Below are 19,844 nucleotides of genomic sequence, written 5' to 3'. Positions count from 1 at the left end.
CGAGTGCTCTTTCGACAGGCTCTGATTAATCAGGGCCTTTTTTAAATCTCATTACGCAAACGTTTGCTTTAAAGAAAAAACTACGTATGATCCGCTAAAACTGTAAAAATAGCTTTAAGGACGATGTATGTTTGGAACAGCAGGGTGTAAAAGTTCAACTAAGGTACTTCTACTGGGAAGTGGTGAACTAGGAAAAGAAATTGCCATTGAGTGTCAGCGGCTCGGTATTGAGGTCATCGCCTGTGACCGCTATAGCAATGCGCCGGCTATGCAAGTTGCCCACCGCAGTTATGTATTTGATATGTTAGATGAAGTCAGTCTCAGAGAAATCATTGAATCTGAGCAACCTGATTTTGTTGTACCGGAAATTGAAGCGATCGCCACATCGGCATTAATTGACATTGAAAAATCGGGCACCCGTGTCGTCCCTACCGCTCAGGCAACTCAGTTAACCATGAACCGGGAAGGTATCAGACGCCTTGCTGCTGAAGAGTTATCAATCACAACTTCCCCTTATCAGTTTGCCGATAACTATGACCAATTTGTCGATGCCGTTAACCAAGTCGGAATGCCCTGTGTCATTAAACCTGTGATGAGTTCATCAGGTAAAGGACAAAGCGTCATTAAAACAGAAAGGGACATAGAGAGAGCATGGAACTACGCGCAGGAAGGCGGCAGAGCCGGACGAGGAAAAGTGATTGTAGAGGGTTTTGTCGATTTTGACTTTGAAATCACCCTGCTTACGGTACGTGCCGTTGATGGTGTGTTTTTCTGTCAGCCTATCGGCCACAGACAGGAAGATGGTGATTATCGCGAATCATGGCAGCCACAGGCTCTCTCCCCCGTTGCAGCGCAACAGGCGCAACAGATGGCTGAAAAAGTGGTTAACGCCCTCGGAGGTTACGGACTGTTTGGCGTAGAACTGTTTATTAAAGGTGACACTGTCATTTTCAGTGAAGTATCACCCCGCCCTCACGATACCGGCCTTGTTACTTTAATATCTCAGGATCTGTCGGAATTTGCCCTGCATGTGCGTGCTTTCCTTGGCCTGCCGGTAAAAAGTATAACCCATTACGGCCCCTCTTCTTCTGCGGTTATTCTAGGTCAGGGCGTTTCACAAGATATCCGTTTCAACGGCTTAAACTCAGCCCTTATCCAGCCTCAGACTCAGCTAAGGCTGTTTGGTAAGCCGGATATTGATGGCAGACGACGCTTAGGTGTTGTACTTGCCCGTCGTGATAGTGTTGAAACCGCCGTAGAAGATGCCGTCAGTGCAGCATCACAGATTAACGTTCACTATTAACAGGCTGAACTCTCAACAGATAAGTCAGGGCTTCTCTATCAGCCAGACAAACTCAGCAAAGCGGCTTAAGCCCTTTTGGGCTATTTTCGGATGAGTTTCGTCGGCTACATCTCTGTTCAACTGGGTTACTATGTAATCACTGAACAGAGCCCTGACTTCACTCTCAGGCACGCTGAACGGAGGGCCGCTCATTTCATCCTGAATGTAATCCAGCGTGACCAGCAGAATGCGCCCGGATGGCTTGAGCAGCGTCTTCACTCTCTCAACATACTCTTTTCTCATCTCTTCAGGCAGTGCAACCAGTGCAGCTCTGTCATAGATAAGTTCATACTCCGCCAGTGGCGCGGTAAAAAAGTCGCCGCTATAAACCGACAGTTCATCAAACTGATACAAGGTCTGCTCACCATCTAGCTTAGTGACAGTCGGGGTATAAAAGTGTTCTGCAAACAATGCCCTCACGGCAATATCACTCAACTCTGCCCCGGTCACTGAATCATGCTTTGAGGCCAGCCAGATAAGATCTTCTGACTTTCCGCATAACGGCACCAATACCTTTTCATCACGCTGTGGTGACAAGTGACTCCAAAAGTTAATCAGTAAGGGGTTAACGTCTTCCAGATGAAAACCTATCTGATTTTTTGCCCATTTATCGTGCCAGAATTCTCTATCTCTCATAGTTCCAATCAATAATACGTCTCAGTTAACCGGTTATGTTAACCATGTGATTGCCCTTTTCAAGAAATATATGTGAGCCATATCGCGCTGAATGTAAATAAATGCAAATGGAGCATTGTTTTTCTTAGTTTTGCCCTAAGATAAAAAATGTACGCGACAGAAAACCTTCGCAGCGAGATAAATTCCAGTTCTTTTAACTCACCGTTTTACTGAGAAATTATCTACTCTGAAGGAGTTTAAATGAGCGTAATCCTACGAACAGTTCTGACTATGTTGATGCTAAGCCGTGCTCCGGCATTTGCCTCGACTGAGCAGATTTCTCAAGAACCTAGCAACAAAAAGCAGACCCAGAATCAGGTCACCCCTAAACTGTTTAAGCACAGCCTCAGCGGGCTGTATGGTATTGAATCTTTTAAGCAGGATATCCACCAACCCTACTCCGAGTTTGAATCGTTATACCTAACCGCCGTTTCAGCACAACAGGAACTGGAAACTATCTGTATGAGCAGCGCTCTGATTTCCGGCACTCAGACTCAGTTCGCCGGTGTTAAGTCCCGCCAGAGAGCAGAAGAAAAAATCGCTGCTGATCTTGACGGTAATGTAAGCAAAATCACTGATCTGGCGAGGGCCACCATTATTGCAGAAGATGTTGAAGGCTTAGTCAGTGCCTTTGAAAGCATCAGCAATCAAACCAAGATTGTAGGGGTAAAAAACCGCTTCAAATCTCCGGCACCTTCCGGTTACCGGGATCTGAATATTCTTGTTGAACTACCGGAGACAAAAATCGTTGCTGAGGTTCAGTTGCATCTGGCCGGGATTGAAAAAGTGAAAAGCGGCCCCGAGCATGATCTTTATGAAATTATTCAGGGTATTGAACGCAAAGCGCAGAGTGAAAACAGAGCAATGACCGAGTGGGAGGAAAGCAAAATAGCCAGCCTGAGAAATGAGTCTAAAGCACTTTATCAGCAAGCCTGGCAACCCTATATCACCACGCACTTAAAAGCCGCTTAGGTTAAGAGTGTAAGCCTGGGAAATGACATCTGTCAGATAAACAAAGACCACCGATTTAGACGGTGGTCAGGCAGAAAATAAAAAGACCACATTATGTGGTCTTTTTACTTGGCTATTTCTCGACTTTGATATTCTCAACCCGAGCTTTCAATTTCTGGCCGGGACGGAAAGTCACAACACGTCGGGCAGTAATTGGTATATCTTCGCCAGTTTTAGGATTTCGGCCTGGTCTTTCGCTTTTTTCTCTTAGGTCAAAATTGCCAAATCCGGATAGTTTGACCTGTTCGCCACTTTCGAGAGCTTTGCGAATCTCCTCGAAAAAAACTTCAACTGTTTCCTTGGCATCCCGTTTACTATATCCAAGTTTCTCAAACAGGTTCTCAGCCAAATCGGCTTTTGTGAGTGCCATAAAAACTTCCCTCAAAGCTGTGTTAAACAATGCTACCGGTAAGTAGCGCCAAATCATTATTAGTAACAGCCGATTGCGTTATCGGCAATATCAAGTGAAGTGTATGCCAAGCTCATGATTTTCGCCAATTTTTTTCTTTCATTTATCTGTGATTTTTTCTAAATAAACGGAAAACGGCCTTATTGATACAAATAAATATAAGGAATTAGTGACAATACTCTCACTAATTCTGGCATATATCACTGCATATTATAAAATATCAGCATAAACCACCAATGCTGGCTTTTTGGCTAATATTTAAATTTTTTTCAATCATTTCATGATCTTGCATATGTTTCTATGTTAATTTTACTCCAATATAAGCAATTGTGAATATTCATTGCTGTGAGAGTGGATAGTAGCAAACTGGAGTTGCTATACCCTGTGTCAGGCAAACCGTCAGAGAGTGAGTAAAAGGTAGCTATTACAGTTTAGTGATGTACATCATAAACAATAAACTTTTACTACATTCTTATTCAATCGGTGACAAACCTGACATCCGCAGGCAGTTAATCATAGTAGTTTATATTCAGTACCGGTTGTTTTCTCTGCCGGTCTACATGTAAGTTTTTTGCCGCCCCCTAAACTCTGAAACGGCAAAGGCTTATATCAAGGATTACATTCGATCTATAAGGCTTTAAAATTTATGTCAAGTAACAACTATTCGCATGCTGATACCAACAAACTTGTTAGGGAAACAAGTGCATTAATTCTGGCTGGAGGCAAAGGAACTCGATTAAAGGAACTGACAATTAATAATGCTAAGCCTGCCGTTTCGTTTGGCGGTAAGTTTCGTATTATAGATTTTACGTTATCTAACTGTATCAACTCAGGGATTCGTCGTATCGGGGTGTTAACTCAGTATATGGCTCAGGATCTTATCGATCACCTACAAGCTGGCTGGCAAATTTTGTCTCCTGCTATGGGTGAAGGGGTAAACATAGTACCGGCACAACAAAGAACAGGTGAAAGCTGGTACAGAGGGACAGCAGATGCTGTCTATCAGAATCTGGATATGATTCGCAGACAGAACTCAAAGCAAGTTCTGATTCTGGGTGGTGATCATATCTATAAAATGGACTACTCACGTATGCTGAACTTCCATGTGGAAAACAATGCAGCCGTTACGGTTGCCTGCATACACAAACCTATTGAAGAAGCCTCTTCTTTCGGGGTTATGGGCATTGATGAGACCGGTGAGATAAAGACCTTCGTTGAGAAGCCGGAGAACCCGATGCCAGATCCGAATGATTCAAGTAAAGCGCTTGTCTCTATGGGCATCTATATCTTTAATGCTGATCTGCTGGAAGAAGAACTTGTAGCTGCGTTGGAAGACCCGGACTACAACCACGACTTTGGTCATAACATTATTCCCGGCCTGCTTGGCCGCCATAAAGTGTTTGGCTATGTGTTTACTGAACAGGGTCACCCGAGTAAAACTGCATACTGGCGTGATGTCGGTAACCTTGATGAGTACTATGCTGCCAGCATGGATCTTCTGTCACCGGACCCGGAACTAGACCTCTACTCTCACTACTGGCCGATTCTGACCAATCAGAAGCAGCGCCCCGGTGTTAAGTTTGTCTTTAATGATGAAGGTCGTCGCGGCTATGCGGTTGACTCGGTACTGGCTGCCGGTGCTATTGTATCCGGTGCGGCAATTGAGCACTCTCTGGTATCAGTCGACGTTATTGTCCACAGCTATGCTGAAGTCAAAGATTCCATTCTGCTGCCGAACAGCGATATCGGCAGGCACTGCCGCCTTAACAAGGTGATTGTCGGCGAAGGATGTAAAATTCCTGAAGGCACCGTAATTGGCGAGAACCTCGAAGAGGATAAGCAGAAGTACACCGTATCTGAAAACGGCGTTATTCTGGTAACTGCTGAAATGTTTAAATAAATTTCGGTTTTCAAATAATCAGATAGCAAAAAAGGGTTCATATGAACCCTTTTTATTTTCTAATCTGCGGACGATTGCCCGCAGTTTAGTCGTTAAGCTTAGTCACGCAGTGCAGCGCCAAACTTGTCAGAAACTGAAGCAACAATCGCTTCTACAGCGCCTGCAATATCAGCTTCTTCCAGAGTGCGCTCTACTGATTGCAGTGTCAGGGCAATAGCAAGGCTCTTCTTACCTTCCTCTACGCCTTTACCAACATATACGTCGAACAGTTTAGCATCTGTCAGGAACTCACCACCCGCTTCAAGACAAGCAGCAACAACATCACCGGACTTCACAGAGTCATCAACAACCAGTGCGATATCGCGGCGGTTTGCAGGGAACTTAGAAACCGCTACAGCTTCAGGAAGTACACGCTTATTAATAGCATCCCACTCAATCTCAAATACGATAGTACGGCCATTCAGGCCAAATGCACGCTCAAGCTCAGGGTGAACGGTACCGATAACACCGATCTGCTTGCCATCTAGCATTACAGCGGCAGCCTGACCCGGGTGCAGAGCAGGATGTTTAACAGCAGCAAAGCTATAAGCTTTCTCGTTTGCGGTCAGTTCAAGTACCGCTTCCAGATCACCTTTAAGATCGAAGAAATCTACCGTATTAGATTCGATATCCCAGTGTTCTTCACTTCTGGTACCGGCAATAACACCTGCCAGCATCTGCTCCTGACGCATACCGTTTTCAGCCTGCTCATCAGGAGTAAAGCGTAAACCAGATTCAAACAGACGTACACGCGGCTGCTGACGCTTCTGGTTGTGAACCACTGTGTTTAACAGGCCCTGAATCAGACCCAGACGCATTGCAGACATATCTGCTGAGATCGGGAATGGCAGAATCAGCGGCTCAACATCAGGCACAATCAGTTTCTGCTGCTCAGGCTCTACAAAGCTATAGGTAATTGCTTCGTGATAACCACGGTCAACAAGCAGGTCACGCACACGTTTCAGAGGCTGGTTTACCTCTTTGTGTAAGTTCATATTAAGCGCTGCAACAGGCGCCTGATTAGGGATGTTGTCGTAACCATAGATACGGCCGACTTCTTCAATCAGATCCTGCTCGATAGCAATATCAAAACGCCATGCCGGTGAAACGGCTGTCCAGCCCTGCTCAGTTTCAGAAACCTGACAACCAAGGCGGGTAAGAATTTCACTGACATCTTCTGAAGGAATTTGGTGGCCTAGCAGATCGTCCAGCTTAGTGCGACGCAGAGACACTGTGTTCGCTTTAGGCAGATCGGCTTCTGATTCAAAACCAGCAACAGGACCGGCTTCACCGCCACAGATATCGATTAGCAACTGAGTTGCGCGTTCCATACACTCAGCCTGGCGTGAGTAATCCACACCACGCTCATAACGCATAGAAGCATCGGTATGCAGACCATAGCTACGGGCACGGCCGCGGATCGCATCCGGCGAGAAGAACGCACACTCAAGCAGTACATCTGTAGTTTCTGTTGTAACACCAGAACCTTCACCACCAAAAATACCACCAATTGCCAGTGGCTTGTTATGGTCACAGATGATTAGCGTATCGCTATTAAGTTCTGCTTCGTTACCGTCAAGAAGGGTCAGTTTTTCACCCTGCTCCGCATGACGAACAACAATACCGCCTTCAATCTTGCTTAGATCGAATGCGTGCATTGGTTGTCCCTGCTCAAGCAGAACATAGTTGGTAATATCAACCACAGGATCGATAGAACGGATACCACAGCGACGCAGTTTCTCCTGCATCCAGATAGGTGTTTCTGCTTTAACATTAACATTCTTAACCACACGGCCAAGATAGCGGGGACACGCCTCAGCAGACTTAACTTCGATAGAAACTGTCTCATCAATTGATGCCGTTACGGCTTCAAAAGCGGGTTCAGTCACTTCGGCACGGTTTAGTACACCAACTTCACGGGCAAGGCCACGCAGACTGAAGCAATCAGCACGGTTTGCCGTCAGGTCTACATCAACAGTTACATCATTAAGATCCAGAAACTCTCTGAAATCTTTACCGATCTCTGCACTTTCCGGCAGCTCAAGAATGCCGTCAGACTCAACATCGATACCCAGTTCGGTAAATGAACAAAGCATACCGTGAGAAGGCTGACCACGAAGCTTGGCTTTCTTGATCTTAAAATCGCCCGGCAGAACAGCACCTACAGTAGCAACCGCTACCTTGATGCCCTGACGGCAGTTAGAGGCACCACAAACAATATCTAGCAGCTCTTCTTCGCCAACATCAACTTTGGTTACTCTCAGCTTATCGGCGTCCGGATGCTGACCACATTCAACAACCTGACCAACCTTTACGCCGGTAAAAGTGCCCGCTACCGGGATAACATCATCAACTTCCAGACCAGCCATAGTGATCTGATGCGTTAGTTCATCGGTGGAAACAGCAGGATTAACCCACTCACGTAGCCAGGATTCACTGAATTTCATTTTCGACTACCTCTGTCTTACTTGAACTGTTTAAGGAAACGCAGATCGTTCTCGAAGAACGAACGAAGATCATTTACGCCATAGCGAAGCATGGTCAGACGCTCAACGCCCATACCAAAGGCAAAACCGGAGTACTTCTCAGGGTCGATACCAACTGAACGCAGTACATTCGGGTGAACCATGCCACAGCCAAGAACTTCAAGCCATTTGCCGTTCTTGCCTTTTACGTCTACTTCAGCAGAAGGCTCGGTAAACGGGAAGTAAGAAGGACGGAAACGGACTTCAAGATCTTCTTCGAAGAAGTTGCACAGGAAGTCATTCAGAATGCCTTTAAGCTGGGCAAAGTTTACCTTTTCATCAACCAGCATACCTTCTACCTGATGGAACATTGGCGTATGAGTCTGGTCGTAGTCGTTACGGTATACACGACCCGGGGCAATAAAGCGCAATGGCGGCTGACGCTCTTCCATAGTACGGATCTGAACACCAGAGGTGTGAGTACGAAGCATCAGCTTAGGGTTAAAGAAAAAGGTGTCATGATCAGTACGTGCCGGATGATCATCTGCGATGTTCAGTGCATCAAAGTTATGGAAATCATCTTCAATTTCAGGACCAGACTCAACGGTAAAGCCTAACTCGCTGAAAAAGCTTTCGATTCTTTCGATGGTACGGGTAACTGGGTGCAGGCCGCCATTCTCAATACGACGTCCCGGAAGAGTCACATCAATGGTCTCAGCAGCAAGTTTTGCTTCCAGTTCTGCTTTTTGCAGAGCGTCTTTTCTTGCCGCAATTGCTTGCTGTACCAAGCCTTTTGCTTTGTTGATTTCCTGACCCGCCGTACGACGTTCTTCAGGAGGAAGTTTACCCAGGCTCTGAAGCTGAGCCGTAAGCTCACCTTTTTTACCCAGGAACTGAACTCGCACTTCATCCAGTGCGACTAACGAATCAGCACTCTCGATAGCTGATTGAGCGTTAGCAATAATCTCTTGTAGATGTTGCATCTTTTCCTCATCTACCCTCAGGTAGTATCCATAAACAGGGCGTTTTGTTCTTTCAAAATGGCACTCTTATTTTGAAAGACCAATACGCCCGACAACGATAATTTGAATAGCTGTACATAGTAATCAAACCTAAGGTCAATGCCAATCTGAATATGAGTTTATTGGCCTTATTGCCGAAAAAAAATACAGTTTTTTCAGTTCTTTTACGTACATTAGTGCAAATAGGCTAAGACAATTAATAAGGCCGGGATCAACAGATATAAAATAATCTTTTACCTGCTAAGTAGAACTGCGGAACAAAATTTTATTATGAGCTGATAACAAAACACATCAAAACCGGTTTTGGTTATTGTTAGATCTGTCACGGTGAGCACCCGGTGTAATTGATAGACTGATGCTCTTCTTGCTGGAGGATGTAATGAAACTTAAATCTATTCAAAGCCGTATCGGGCTCTATATTTTAATGTGCTCTGTTGTTGTCTCATCGGTGCTGGTATTTAGCTCGGTGGTCAGCTCGGACAATATTCTGGAGCTCACCCGTAGCAATACTCAGACACTGGTTACCGGGTTGACTGAAGCCAACCTGAAATCAGAAAGTAATAAAATAGCCAGAACCGTGCACGAGGAAGTAAGCTCTGCACAAAAGTTTGTCGGCTCTCTTGCCCTTAGTTTTGAAGCTGTGAAGCGGGAACTCGCTAACGGCAGCATAGGCGCCATGGAGGTCAGGCAACTTCTTAACGGCCTGCTGGCCAGCAGCGTAGAGAAAAACCCTGACTACGAAGGCTTTTTCAGTGTCTGGCAGCCTAACGTGCTCGGTGGTTCAGATAAAATTTTCCGCCATCAGCAGGGACATAATAAGCAGGGCCGCTTTTCTCCCTACTGGACAATGGAAGGCGGTGAGCTGAAAGTCATAGCCCTGAACGACTTTGAAGATCAGTCTCTGCATAACTCCGGAGAGAGAAAAGGCGAGTACTATCTCTGCCCTAAGGAGAGCAAACAGACCTGCTTTAGTAAACCACACCGTTCCGCCAGCGACGGTAACAATAAACTGATTACTTCCCTTTCTGCACCCATTGTTGTGCGGGATAAGTTTTTTGGTGTTGTCGGCCTGAATCTCGATATCCAGTTTCTCAATGAAATTGCCACCAAATCGGCCTCTGCTCTATTTGACGGCAGCGGTAAAGTTATGATCCTATCCGAAACCGGTTTTGTTTTAGGTAGTAGCATAAATGGTCAATCGGGAAGTGAGATTTCAGACAGCTCAGTACAATCCTTGCTGGGGAACAATCAGGCTCAGGTCTCTATCGAAAATGGGGTTATTACCGCATCAAGCCCAATCCGCTTTACCGAACTTAATCAAGGATGGCAGATCATTATTCAGATTGATGAGGCAGTCGTATTTAGTGATATTAACCAGCTGGAAGCCACCATTATTGCGGAAAATCAGGCCAGCAGAAATATACAGTTTGTTATCGCGATTTCTGTTGCTCTGGTGTGCGTGATCATCACCTCTCTGTTGGCGAAAAAAATCGTCACCCCTATTCACCGTGCCGTATCACTTCTCTCTGAAGTTGCTTCAGGTAACCTGACTCAGCGGACAGAAGCATTAAGCAACGATGAAACCCGCACTCTGGTTGAAGCTTGTAATAGCTTCCTGAACAAAATGCAGCCGGTGATTCAGGATGTCTCCCGCTCCACCAGCCGCTTGTCTCAGGCGTCAGAGAGTATATCTGCCGGAGCAAGCGATAACAGTGCAAGAATAGAGCAGCAACATCAGCAGTTAAATCAGCTGGCAACGGCGTCCGGTGAGATGGCCTCAACCTCTTCAGAACTGGCAGAAATTGCCAGCAATGCATCTGATGCCGCCTCTCAGGGCCACACCGCCATTACATCAGGCAAAGAGTCGTTAGAGCAGCTTAAACGGGTAACAGGAGAACTTTCTGAGGAAGTTGTCCATACCACTGACGTAGTGAATGTACTGAGCGAACGTAGCCAACAGGTTTGCAGTGTGATGGAAGTGATTCAGAGCATCGCAGAACAGACTAACCTGCTCGCCCTGAACGCGGCAATAGAAGCAGCACGTGCCGGCGATCAGGGCCGTGGCTTTGCTGTTGTAGCCGATGAAGTTCGCTCACTGGCGATGAGAACACAGTCTTCCACAGAGGAGATCGATGCAATTCTGAAAAATCTGGAAGCCGACACCAGTACTGCGGTCAGCGCTATGCAACTGAGTAAAGAAAAAGTCGAACTTAACCTGACTCAGGTTGAAGAGGTAAGCCACTCTCTTGAATCTATCAGCAGCAGTATGAACACCATTGGCAGCCTGAATGATCAGGTTGCAACAGTTTCAGAGGAACAGAGCGCCGTAGCCAGTGAAATCAATGATGCTGTTAATAACGTAAGCCATTCAGCCACCCGGGTATCTGAAGAGAGTGATAAAGCAGAAGTGCTGAGTAAAGAGCTTTCCAAAATCTCAGACTCCCTGAGCAAAGCGGTTTCAATATTTAAAGTATAAGCATTCGCTCAGCAAGGATAAAAAGCAGGCCAAAGGCCTGCTTTTTTATGAGGAAACGTTAACGCCGCTACCCTCTCTCCTTTAGCCACTGTTTTCGCTCTGAGTGGTTCATAAAGCTCCAGCAAACAAAACGGCTCTTCTTCTGCCCCTGCTGCATCTCAACTATTTTGATATCGGCTACAGCGACTTTTTCCAGTGCTTTACGCAGAAAGCGTACGTTTTCCTTTTTTGAAACCAGCGTACTAAACCAGAGCACCTGCCCTTTAAACTGGCCACTTTCCCGAGCGAGATTTCTGATAAAAGCTTCTTCACCGCCGGAGCACCATAACTCCGCTTTTTGTCCGGCAAAGTTAAGAACGGTTTTGCTTTTTTCTTTGCCGAAGTCCTTATTCTGGCCACGTTTTTGCCTGTTGGCATTCAGGTTACTGATTTTACGTTCAGTCCCTTTAGTCGCTTCCTGCAGAGATTTATGAAAAGGCGGGTTGCAGGTGGTGACATGGTAATACTCATCGGGCCGGATAATTCCGCGGAAAAAGTGTCTCGCTTCTGACTGAAGACGGCAGTGAATGTTTCCCTGCAATACAGCATTATTCTCAGCGATGACCTGTGCTGACTTTACCGAGACTGGATCAATATCGCTGGCAGTATAATGCCAGCCATATTCAGTGACTCCGATTATCGGGTAGATACAGTTTGCCCCGACACCGATATCCAGCGCCTTTATTGCGGCGGCTTTTAAAACGGGACTGTCCTTGACTAACAAGTCAGAGAGACGGTGAATATAGTCTGCCCTGCCGGGGATCGGTGGACAAAGATAGCCCTCAGGAATATCCCAGTTGCTGACTTTATACTCTTTAGCAAGAAGGGCTTTATTGAGCAGTTTAACCGCCACCGGGTCGGAAAAGTTAATACTCTGTTCGCCACGCGGCGTAATAACCAGATGCTTTTCCAACTCAGGAACGGCACGAATCAGAGCCGGAAGATCATATCGGCCTTTATGCCTGTTGTTGTGGTGAAGGCCTGACGAACTGATCTTGGTTATTTTAACCTGTCGCGAGGTATCCTTTTGCCTGACATCTGCGTTTTGGCCGTCTTCTGCCTTAGATTTACTCATATCACTCTATCTGGATGCTGATTGAACCGCGCATCATAAATAGCAATAAAAGAGTTTGTCAACGTAAGGGCGAGAGAATTACTCTTGTATCGCCCTGATACAGTTTTTACCGGCATTTTTGGCCAGATAAACGGACTCATCAGACAGCTTTATCAACTGCTCAACGGTTTCTACGCCTTGTCCGATACTACTGACACCAACACTAATACTGCCCTGCCAGCAAAACTCATCAAACTCCATACGGATCTTCTGCATCTCATTATGCATTTTTGCCGCCAGTAACAACCCCTGATGCATATCCAGCTCCGGGCAGATTACCAGAAACTCATCACCACCCAAGCGACATACCATGTCTTCTTTTCTGAAATTTTCTTTTAATCTGGTAGCGATCTCAATCAGTAACTCATCACCGGCATCATGGCCGCAGGTATCATTGACCAGCTTAAACTTATCAACATCGATAAGCATGCAGATCAGCCCTGCTCCGCTGCTTGTCGAATACTGCCACTGTTTTGCTATCTCTTTCATCGCAAAACGGCGATTCGGTAACTGGGTAAGGGTATCTGTGTAAGAGAGCTGCTTTAGTTTTTCATTGGCCAGAGAGAGTTCCTGAGTACGCTGTTTTACTTTATCTTCAAGGGACTGGTTAAGAAGTAGCAACTCTTTATTTCGCTGGGATAGCTGCTCAAACATTCCTTTCAGAGATTTAATCAGCGGGCCGATGGCACCATCGTGTTCACGCTCACCATCCTCAAAGGCAGTGTCTGCATCTTTACCTGCCTCTATAGCCCTGACCTGACGAGCCATATTCTGATCACTGCCGAGAATATGATAAACCAGCCACTGAACAAGGAAGTCCCGCAACGAAGCAGACAGGTTAACGCTATCGTGGGAAACAGCATCGGCAAACTCTTCGATATCACGGACAAACTTCTGGTGGGTTTCACAATGTTCATCGTAATGTTGGCGGGAGATACCTGCTCTCTTCATCATCATCTCTTCATTGCGGAAGTGGTACGAAGTATAAGCGGAGAGCTCTTTCAGGGCAGATTTGGCATCTTCAATGGAAAAGTCATTTTCAGTAATTAGTTCACCATAGCGGTTAACCAACTCAACCAGATATAGATGCTGTTCATCGACCTCTTTTATTCCGGTCTCAAAGTTTTTATCCCAAATAAATGACTTCATTCTGCCTTCCTGATTATGCCGATATTTCAAGTATATATAATGACAATATTAGCTATGCATTATTTTCTAAAATAATCAGCTAAACTTTGACTCCGGCATATTTTGGCTAAAATAACTACAATTACTCTATTGAAAATAGTCCGGCGAAAGAGTCTTAACCATGAAAAAGCTTGTCGTTTCCACACTAATTGCACTCTGTAGCTCTGTTTCAGCACAGGAATATCAATATCAAAAAGTCTTTTCCGGCTTGAGCGTACCATGGGGTTTTGACTTTGTAGATGCTTCCACTCTGATAGTGACAGAACGATCCGGTTCTCTTAAGCGACTAAACCTGACTAACGGCACATCTGAAAGCTTAAATGCACCGAACAATGTCTATAGCGGTGGTCAGGGCGGCCTGATGGATATTAAATTGCAACCCGGCAGCTCCGGCCAGATGTTCCTTACTTACAGCAAAAAAACTAACCCGGGTGCGGTTACTACCCTTGTTAAAGGTAAGCTTAGTCAAAATAACCGAATTGAGTGGCAACAAGTATTGCAGACAGATTCCGCCACTAACACCAGCCGTCACTTTGGCAGCAGAATTACCTTTGATGATAAGGGCTACCTCTATATGTCCGTTGGTGACCGCGGAGTAAGAGAAAATGGTCAGGACACAAGTAACCATGCCGGCACAATTCTTCGCCTTAATGCTGACGGAACCAGCCCGGCAGATAACCCTTTTACAGATGATGCAAAAGTGCCTGACGAGATCTGGAGTTTTGGTCACCGTAATCCGCAAGGTATCTTCTATGACAAACGAAAAAAACAGTTGTGGTCCATCGAACACGGCCCCCGTGGCGGTGACGAAATCAACTTAATCAAACCCGGTGCAAACTACGGCTGGCCGGTGACTTCACACGGAAAAGAGTATTGGGGGCCAATCAATGTTTCAGATTTTAAAGAGAAAGCCGGAATAGAGTCGCCTCTTCTGGTCTATATTCCCTCAATCGCACCTAGCAGCCTTATTCTTTACCGCGGAACTAAATATCCGCAGCTGGATGGCAAACTTCTGTCCGGTGCCCTTAAGCTGACCCATATTAACGTGGTGTCTGTCTCAGACAGCAATGTTCTTAAGGAGGAGGAAAGGCTGGCAACTGATCTCAATCAACGGATTCGCCATATTGCCCTAAGCCCGGACGGCTTTCTCTATTTCAGTACTGACAGAGGAAATATCTACCGGATACTACCGCTTTAAGCCGTACCGCTGGCTACCTTAACGTAGACCAGAACAAATAAGCCGGCAAACACAAACACAGTAAGCAGAAGTTTTAGCCAGAGAAATTTCATGATTAATCCTGTTTTAATATTGTAATAGCAGTCTGCTGCTGAATAACTGATGGAAATAGCAGCGACAATTTAACCGTCCACTATCACTAATTTAACAAACAACCTTAATCCTTTAGAGGTAAAAGCATTTTATTATTGATTTAGATCAACATTTCAATCCCGCAAGCATAATATGTTGCAAGCAGGTAAACAAAAGATTAAGGATGTAACCATATGAAATTAAAACAAGACCCTAAATGTTACACAGATGTATGTGTTAACGGTAAATGGTTCCACCATGATCATGGCACAACAACCGCATACATGTTGAAAGGGGGAGCTTCTGCTTATGTAGAGCTGTCTAAAATGCCCACAACAGAAAATGAGCTGGTAGAACTGTTAACCGAAACCTTCTAAGTTGGTTTAAAAAATACTCCGTTTACGAAGGCCCGCAAGGGCTTTCTTCCTTTCTGTAAACCGAAAACAGAGAAGCAGTGCTCTATATCTACTGCTTTATTCAGTAGAAATATTAGCTGAACCTGACATGGCTAAAATGGGGATTATGCTTTAGTACTTCCATCTCGGTTATCTGTTGCAAAACAACCAGTCTGATCTTATCCTCCTGCTGAATCTTAATGCACTCATTGCGCTCGCTGTCCAGCGAAGTATCCAGTGCCACGCCTTCAATAACATCAGAACTTTGCATAGTGATTTTCAGCGGATATCTGTGCATACAGGCTATTTCAATATAATCATAAAGATTGCAGCTAATCATAAACTCTCCATATCCTACTTCCGTGAGAACATGCTTATGTTTTTTGTTGTCGTGTTAAGCATCTCTCCAGTATCTGCTGTCGCTGACTATTGTTGCTGGCAGACCAGTTAATAATCTCATCAAGGCTTCTGAAACAACCGACACAAATGTCCTGCTCATCCAGACAGCAGTGCCTGATACAGGGCGACTCCACCTGCGACTCTTCACCCTTTGCTGTGGGATTTTTCACACTCACTCCATAGGTAACACTTTTCGCTGACATTAAGTTTAGCCCAGCCAGTCAGAAGACTTTTGTTCAGCTATAAAAAAAGAGACCCTAAGGTCTCTTTTTAAAAGCCTTTACAGCAGCTCTGATTAAAGAGCAGCTTTCGCTTTTTCAACAAGTACTGCGAAAGCAGCTTTGTCGAATACAGCGATATCAGCAAGGATCTTACGATCGATCTCGATAGAAGCTTTCTTAAGACCGTTGATGAAACGGCTGTAAGATAGACCATTCTGACGAGAAGCAGCGTTAATACGAGCGATCCATAGTTGACGGAACTGACGCTTCTTAGCGCGACGGTCACGGTATGCATATTGACCAGCTTTAGTAACTGCCTGAAAAGCTACACGATATACACGTGAACGTGCACCGTAGTAACCTTTAGCTTGCTTTAGAACTTTCTTGTGAGATGCACGAGCTTGTACACCACGTTTTACGCGAGGCATGTTGTCTCTCCTAAACTAAACGATTAATAAACTAAAAAGAATTATGCGTATGGAAGCATACGAACAACTGCAGCTACTTCACACTTAGGAAGGATTGCATTTGGACGAAGCTGACGCTTGTTCTTAGTAGTACGCTTGGTCAGGATGTGACGTTTTGTAGCGTGCTTGTACTTAATACCACCAGCTGTTTTCTTGAAACGCTTAGCAGCACCTCTGTTGGTTTTCATCTTAGGCATGATGAAGAACTCCGCATTGTTAGTTGTTAATAAACATAGTAACCAGGGCGAATAAAACCCCGTAGCCTTAACAGCTACAGGGCTGTATTACTTGCAAGCCGTTAGTTACTTCTTCTTAGGGGCTAGCACCATGATCATTTGACGACCTTCAATTCTGGTCGGGAAAGATTCTACTACTGCTAAATCAACAGTGTCCTCTTTCAGACGATTCAGAACATCAACGCCAATCTCTTGGTGTGCCATTTCGCGGCCACGGAAGCGAATTGTTACCTTCACTTTGTTGCCGTCTTCAAGGAAACGGGTCAGGTTGCGTAGTTTTACCTGATAGTCTCCAATATCAGTTCCAGGACGGAATTTAACTTCCTTAATCTGAACCTGCTTTTGCTTCTTCTTCTGCTCTTTAGCAGCTTTGCTCTTTTCGAAGAGGAACTTGCCATAGTCCATCACACGACAAACTGGTGGCTCGGCGTTAGGGCTGATCTCAACAAGATCCATACCAGCTTCTGCGGCAGCTTCTAATGCTTCAGCAATCTTTACGACACCTACTGATTCACCATCTGCGCCAGTTAAACGAACTTCACGAACGCCACGAATTTCACCGTTTAAACGGTGCTGGTTTTGTTTGGCCGGTTGTTGGCCACGTCTTCCGCCTTTAATAGTTTATTCCTCCAGATTAAGCTTACGGCTTGAAACCTCTTGTTCAAGGTGACTAATAAAGTCTTCAACCTTAAACTTACCCAGGTCCTTGCCCTTACGAGTACGTACTGCGATTTCGCCGGCTTCCATCTCCTGGTCACCACAAACGAGCATATACGGCACACGTTTTAAAGTATGTTCGCGGATTTTAAAGCCTATCTTCTCATTTCTCAAGTCTGGTTTGACTCTAAATCCTGATTTTTGCAATTTATTTGCTACTTCTTTAACGTATTCAGCCTGTTTGTCAGTGATATTCATAATCACTGCCTGCTCAGGAGCAAGCCAGGTCGGGAAGAAACCTGCATATTCTTCAATAAGAATACCGATAAAGCGCTCTAACGAGCCTAAAATAGCACGGTGAATCATAACAGGAATTAATCTCTCGTTATTTTCACCAACATAAGTTGCACCTAAACGACCCGGCAAGTTGAAGTCTAGCTGAACCGTACCACATTGCCATGCGCGATCCAGACAGTCATGCAGGGTAAACTCGATTTTAGGTCCGTAGAATGCACCCTCGCCTTCCTGAATCTCATATTTGATATCCAGATTTTCCAGCGACTCTTTCAGTGCTTCTTCTGAACGGTCCCAAATTTCATCACTACCTACACGCTTTTCAGGACGGGTAGAAAGCTTAACTTCAATCTCTTCAAAGCCGAATGTCTTGTATACGTCATAAACCATCTTGATACATTCAGTCACTTCAGACTGAATCTGGTCTTCCGTACAGAATACGTGAGCATCATCCTGAGTGAATCCGCGTACACGCATCAGACCGTGTAGAGCACCAGATGGCTCGTTACGGTGACATGAACCGAACTCAGCCATACGCAGAGGCAGGTCACGGTAAGATTTCAGGCCCTGGTTAAAGATCTGAACATGTCCCGGACAGTTCATTGGTTTGATTGCGTACTCACGGTTCTCTGAGCTGGTTGTAAACATGGCATCTGCATACTTGTCCCAGTGACCAGAGCGCTCCCACAGTACACGGTCCATCATCAGAGGACCTTTTACTTCCTGATAGCCGTACTCATCCAGCTTGGCGCGGACAAACACTTCCAGATCGCGGAAGATTGACCAGCCGTTATGATGCCAGAACACCATACCCGGTGCTTCCTGCTGCATATGGAACAGGTCAAGTTGTTTACCGATTTTACGGTGGTCACGCTTAGCGGCTTCTTCCAGACGAGTCAGATGCGCTTTCAGTGCTTTCTTATCATGAAAAGCCGTACCGTAGATACGCTGAAGCATTTTGTTATCGCTGTTACCACGCCAGTATGCGCCGGCAACATTCAGCAGAGTAAAGTGCTGACAGAATCCCATATGTGGTACGTGAGGACCACGACACATATCGATATATTCTTCATGGTGGTAAAGTCCCGGACGGTCATCTTTAGAGACGTTTTCATCCAGAATTTCCATTTTGTAGCTCTCGCCACGCGCTTCAAAAGTATCGCGCGCTTCCTGCCAGCTAACGTTCTTTTTGATAACCTGATACTTGGTTTTCGCCAGCTCTTTCATACGCTTTTCCAGCGCATCAAGATCTTCTTGAGTCAGAGAGCGCTCAAGATCGATATCGTAATAAAAACCGCTATCAATGGTTGGACCGATAGCCATTTTCGTTTCAGGGAACAGCTGTTTAATTGCATGACCAAGCAGGTGAGCACAGGAGTGACGAACAATTTCCAGTCCATCTTCATCTTTAGTAGTGATGATCTCCAGACTTGCATCGTTTTCAATCAGGTCACAGGCATCAACACGGTTGCCATCAACACGGCCGGCAATGGTTGCTTTAGCAAGACCAGGGCCGATAGATGCAGCAACATCCATAGTTGAAACAGGGTTATCAAATTGACGTTGACTACCGTCAGGAAGAGTAATTACAGGCATGTTAGTTCCTTACAGTGGTGTTGCGTACCAAGCAACACATGTTAGTTTTGGTAAATTGAATAATTTGCTCAGTGAACCTCACTCAGTAATACGTATACCGGAGATTCACCAAGAGGGGGATTTTACTCGCTAATAATTGAAATGCAAAGAGAAGCGGCGAATAAATTATCAATCTATTCGGCTAATTGATATGAGATAACCCATAACTTACTTATGCCGGGATAGATTTCAGCAATAATCTCCTTTAACTGCTGAAGAGTCATATTCTCCTGACTGGCGTGATAATCGGTCAATTCATCAAACAGTATCGGTTCAACCTTGGTTATTTTCAGACGACAAAACCACTGATTCTCTTCGAAGGTACTTACTTCTACGGTACTTCCCGGCAGATAGTTGTTCTCACTTTCATCTCTGATGGTGATTACTTTTTTGCCCGACAAAATATCGCTGACAAAGCGTTTGAAAAAGGTCATTTCAGTTGGATGAGACACGAGTATATTTCCTGTTAATGCTATTTTTGCGCAGCAAGTTTACCACTGTTGTTGCGTTTCTCTCTGGATTTAATCAAAAAAGCTCTAAATAACGGTTCT

General features: G+C 45.2%; 19 protein-coding genes. 6 read left to right on the top strand and 13 right to left on the bottom strand.

Features of this window, described 5'->3' with window-relative positions; genetic code table 11:
- The first annotated feature begins 127 nt into the window (after positions 1-127).
- Positions 128-1,303: a formate-dependent phosphoribosylglycinamide formyltransferase gene (purT, locus tag PK654_RS06960; protein WP_271698479.1), complete on the top strand. Its 1,176-nt coding sequence runs from the start codon at positions 128-130 to the stop codon at positions 1,301-1,303.
- A gap of 24 nt (positions 1,304-1,327) precedes the next feature.
- Here the strand turns inward: purT and PK654_RS06955 are convergent, their stop codons facing one another.
- A complete protein-coding gene (locus PK654_RS06955; RefSeq protein ID WP_271698478.1) occupies positions 1,328-1,978 on the bottom strand; it encodes a thiopurine S-methyltransferase in 651 nt (216 codons plus the stop codon).
- A 240-nt stretch (positions 1,979-2,218) separates the two neighbouring features.
- On the opposite strand from PK654_RS06955, the gene PK654_RS06950 reads away from it, so the two are divergent.
- Complete coding sequence (locus PK654_RS06950; protein WP_271698477.1) at positions 2,219-2,989, top strand: RelA/SpoT domain-containing protein; 771 nt, start codon at positions 2,219-2,221, stop codon at positions 2,987-2,989.
- Positions 2,990-3,101: 112 nt separating this feature from the next.
- On the opposite strand, the gene ihfA is transcribed toward PK654_RS06950, so the two are convergent.
- Positions 3,102-3,398, bottom strand: a complete 297-nt coding sequence (gene ihfA / locus PK654_RS06945) for an integration host factor subunit alpha (RefSeq protein WP_271698476.1) — start codon at positions 3,396-3,398, stop codon at positions 3,102-3,104.
- 685 nt (positions 3,399-4,083) lie between these two features.
- Between ihfA and glgC the strand changes: the two genes are divergently transcribed.
- The gene (glgC, locus tag PK654_RS06940) at positions 4,084-5,337 is read left to right on the top strand and encodes a glucose-1-phosphate adenylyltransferase (RefSeq protein WP_271698475.1); all 1,254 of its coding nucleotides are present in this window, start codon (positions 4,084-4,086) and stop codon (positions 5,335-5,337) included.
- A gap of 98 nt (positions 5,338-5,435) precedes the next feature.
- On the opposite strand, the gene pheT is transcribed toward glgC, so the two are convergent.
- Both pheT and pheS read right to left on the bottom strand, forming a co-directional pair.
- On the bottom strand, positions 5,436-7,823 hold the full coding sequence (gene pheT / locus PK654_RS06935) for a phenylalanine--tRNA ligase subunit beta (protein ID WP_271698474.1): 2,388 nt from the start codon (positions 7,821-7,823) through the stop codon (positions 5,436-5,438).
- Positions 7,824-7,840: 17 nt separating this feature from the next.
- The gene (gene pheS / locus PK654_RS06930) at positions 7,841-8,824 is read right to left on the bottom strand and encodes a phenylalanine--tRNA ligase subunit alpha (protein ID WP_271698473.1); all 984 of its coding nucleotides are present in this window, start codon (positions 8,822-8,824) and stop codon (positions 7,841-7,843) included.
- Positions 8,825-9,242: 418 nt separating this feature from the next.
- Here pheS and PK654_RS06925 point away from each other — a divergent pair, with 418 nt between their 5' ends.
- Entirely contained in the window at positions 9,243-11,339 is a 2,097-nt protein-coding gene (locus PK654_RS06925; protein WP_271698472.1) for a methyl-accepting chemotaxis protein, read from the top strand.
- Positions 11,340-11,406: 67 nt separating this feature from the next.
- Here PK654_RS06925 and rlmF read toward each other — a convergent pair whose 3' ends face one another.
- Together rlmF and PK654_RS06915 are read right to left on the bottom strand one after the other, a co-directional pair.
- Complete coding sequence (gene rlmF, locus PK654_RS06920; RefSeq protein ID WP_271698470.1) at positions 11,407-12,453, bottom strand: 23S rRNA (adenine(1618)-N(6))-methyltransferase RlmF; 1,047 nt, start codon at positions 12,451-12,453, stop codon at positions 11,407-11,409.
- Positions 12,454-12,531: 78 nt separating this feature from the next.
- Positions 12,532-13,641, bottom strand: a complete 1,110-nt coding sequence (locus tag PK654_RS06915) for a GGDEF domain-containing protein (protein ID WP_271698469.1) — start codon at positions 13,639-13,641, stop codon at positions 12,532-12,534.
- A 160-nt stretch (positions 13,642-13,801) separates the two neighbouring features.
- Between PK654_RS06915 and PK654_RS06910 the strand changes: the two genes are divergently transcribed.
- Both PK654_RS06910 and PK654_RS06905 read left to right on the top strand, forming a co-directional pair.
- Complete coding sequence (locus tag PK654_RS06910; protein ID WP_271698467.1) at positions 13,802-14,878, top strand: PQQ-dependent sugar dehydrogenase; 1,077 nt, start codon at positions 13,802-13,804, stop codon at positions 14,876-14,878.
- Between the two features lie 305 nt (positions 14,879-15,183).
- Positions 15,184-15,366, top strand: coding sequence for a hypothetical protein (locus tag PK654_RS06905; protein ID WP_271698466.1), 183 nt, complete (start codon positions 15,184-15,186; stop codon positions 15,364-15,366).
- Positions 15,367-15,478: 112 nt separating this feature from the next.
- Here the strand turns inward: PK654_RS06905 and PK654_RS06900 are convergent, their stop codons facing one another.
- The 7 genes from PK654_RS06900 to yqfB all read right to left on the bottom strand — a co-directional run bounded on the left by PK654_RS06900 (position 15,479) and on the right by yqfB (position 19,745).
- Positions 15,479-15,724 carry a Rho-binding antiterminator gene (locus tag PK654_RS06900; RefSeq protein ID WP_271698464.1) on the bottom strand — a complete coding sequence of 82 codons (246 nt, stop codon included), beginning with the start codon at positions 15,722-15,724 and terminating at the stop codon, positions 15,479-15,481.
- Positions 15,725-15,758: 34 nt separating this feature from the next.
- Positions 15,759-15,953, bottom strand: a complete 195-nt coding sequence (locus PK654_RS06895; RefSeq protein WP_271698463.1) for a DUF1289 domain-containing protein — start codon at positions 15,951-15,953, stop codon at positions 15,759-15,761.
- A 125-nt stretch (positions 15,954-16,078) separates the two neighbouring features.
- Positions 16,079-16,432 (bottom strand): 50S ribosomal protein L20, encoded by a 354-nt coding sequence (gene rplT / locus PK654_RS06890; protein WP_271698462.1) that lies wholly within the window; start codon positions 16,430-16,432, stop codon positions 16,079-16,081.
- A 41-nt stretch (positions 16,433-16,473) separates the two neighbouring features.
- The gene (gene rpmI / locus PK654_RS06885; RefSeq protein ID WP_271698461.1) at positions 16,474-16,668 is read right to left on the bottom strand and encodes a 50S ribosomal protein L35; all 195 of its coding nucleotides are present in this window, start codon (positions 16,666-16,668) and stop codon (positions 16,474-16,476) included.
- 105 nt (positions 16,669-16,773) lie between these two features.
- Complete coding sequence (gene infC / locus PK654_RS06880) at positions 16,774-17,325, bottom strand: translation initiation factor IF-3 (protein ID WP_271698825.1); 552 nt, start codon at positions 17,323-17,325, stop codon at positions 16,774-16,776.
- Positions 17,326-17,328: 3 nt separating this feature from the next.
- The gene (thrS, locus tag PK654_RS06875) at positions 17,329-19,254 is read right to left on the bottom strand and encodes a threonine--tRNA ligase (RefSeq protein WP_271698460.1); all 1,926 of its coding nucleotides are present in this window, start codon (positions 19,252-19,254) and stop codon (positions 17,329-17,331) included.
- A 173-nt stretch (positions 19,255-19,427) separates the two neighbouring features.
- Positions 19,428-19,745 carry a N(4)-acetylcytidine aminohydrolase gene (yqfB, locus tag PK654_RS06870; protein ID WP_271698459.1) on the bottom strand — a complete coding sequence of 106 codons (318 nt, stop codon included), beginning with the start codon at positions 19,743-19,745 and terminating at the stop codon, positions 19,428-19,430.
- Between the last annotated feature and the right edge of the window lie 99 nt (positions 19,746-19,844).

It is taken from the genome of Vibrio sp. SCSIO 43137 (genome assembly GCF_028201475.1).
Classification (GTDB): Bacteria; Pseudomonadota; Gammaproteobacteria; order Enterobacterales; family Vibrionaceae; genus Vibrio.
The sequence above is the reverse complement of the archived record's forward strand: the minus strand, read 5'-3'. Positions and strand labels throughout refer to the sequence as shown.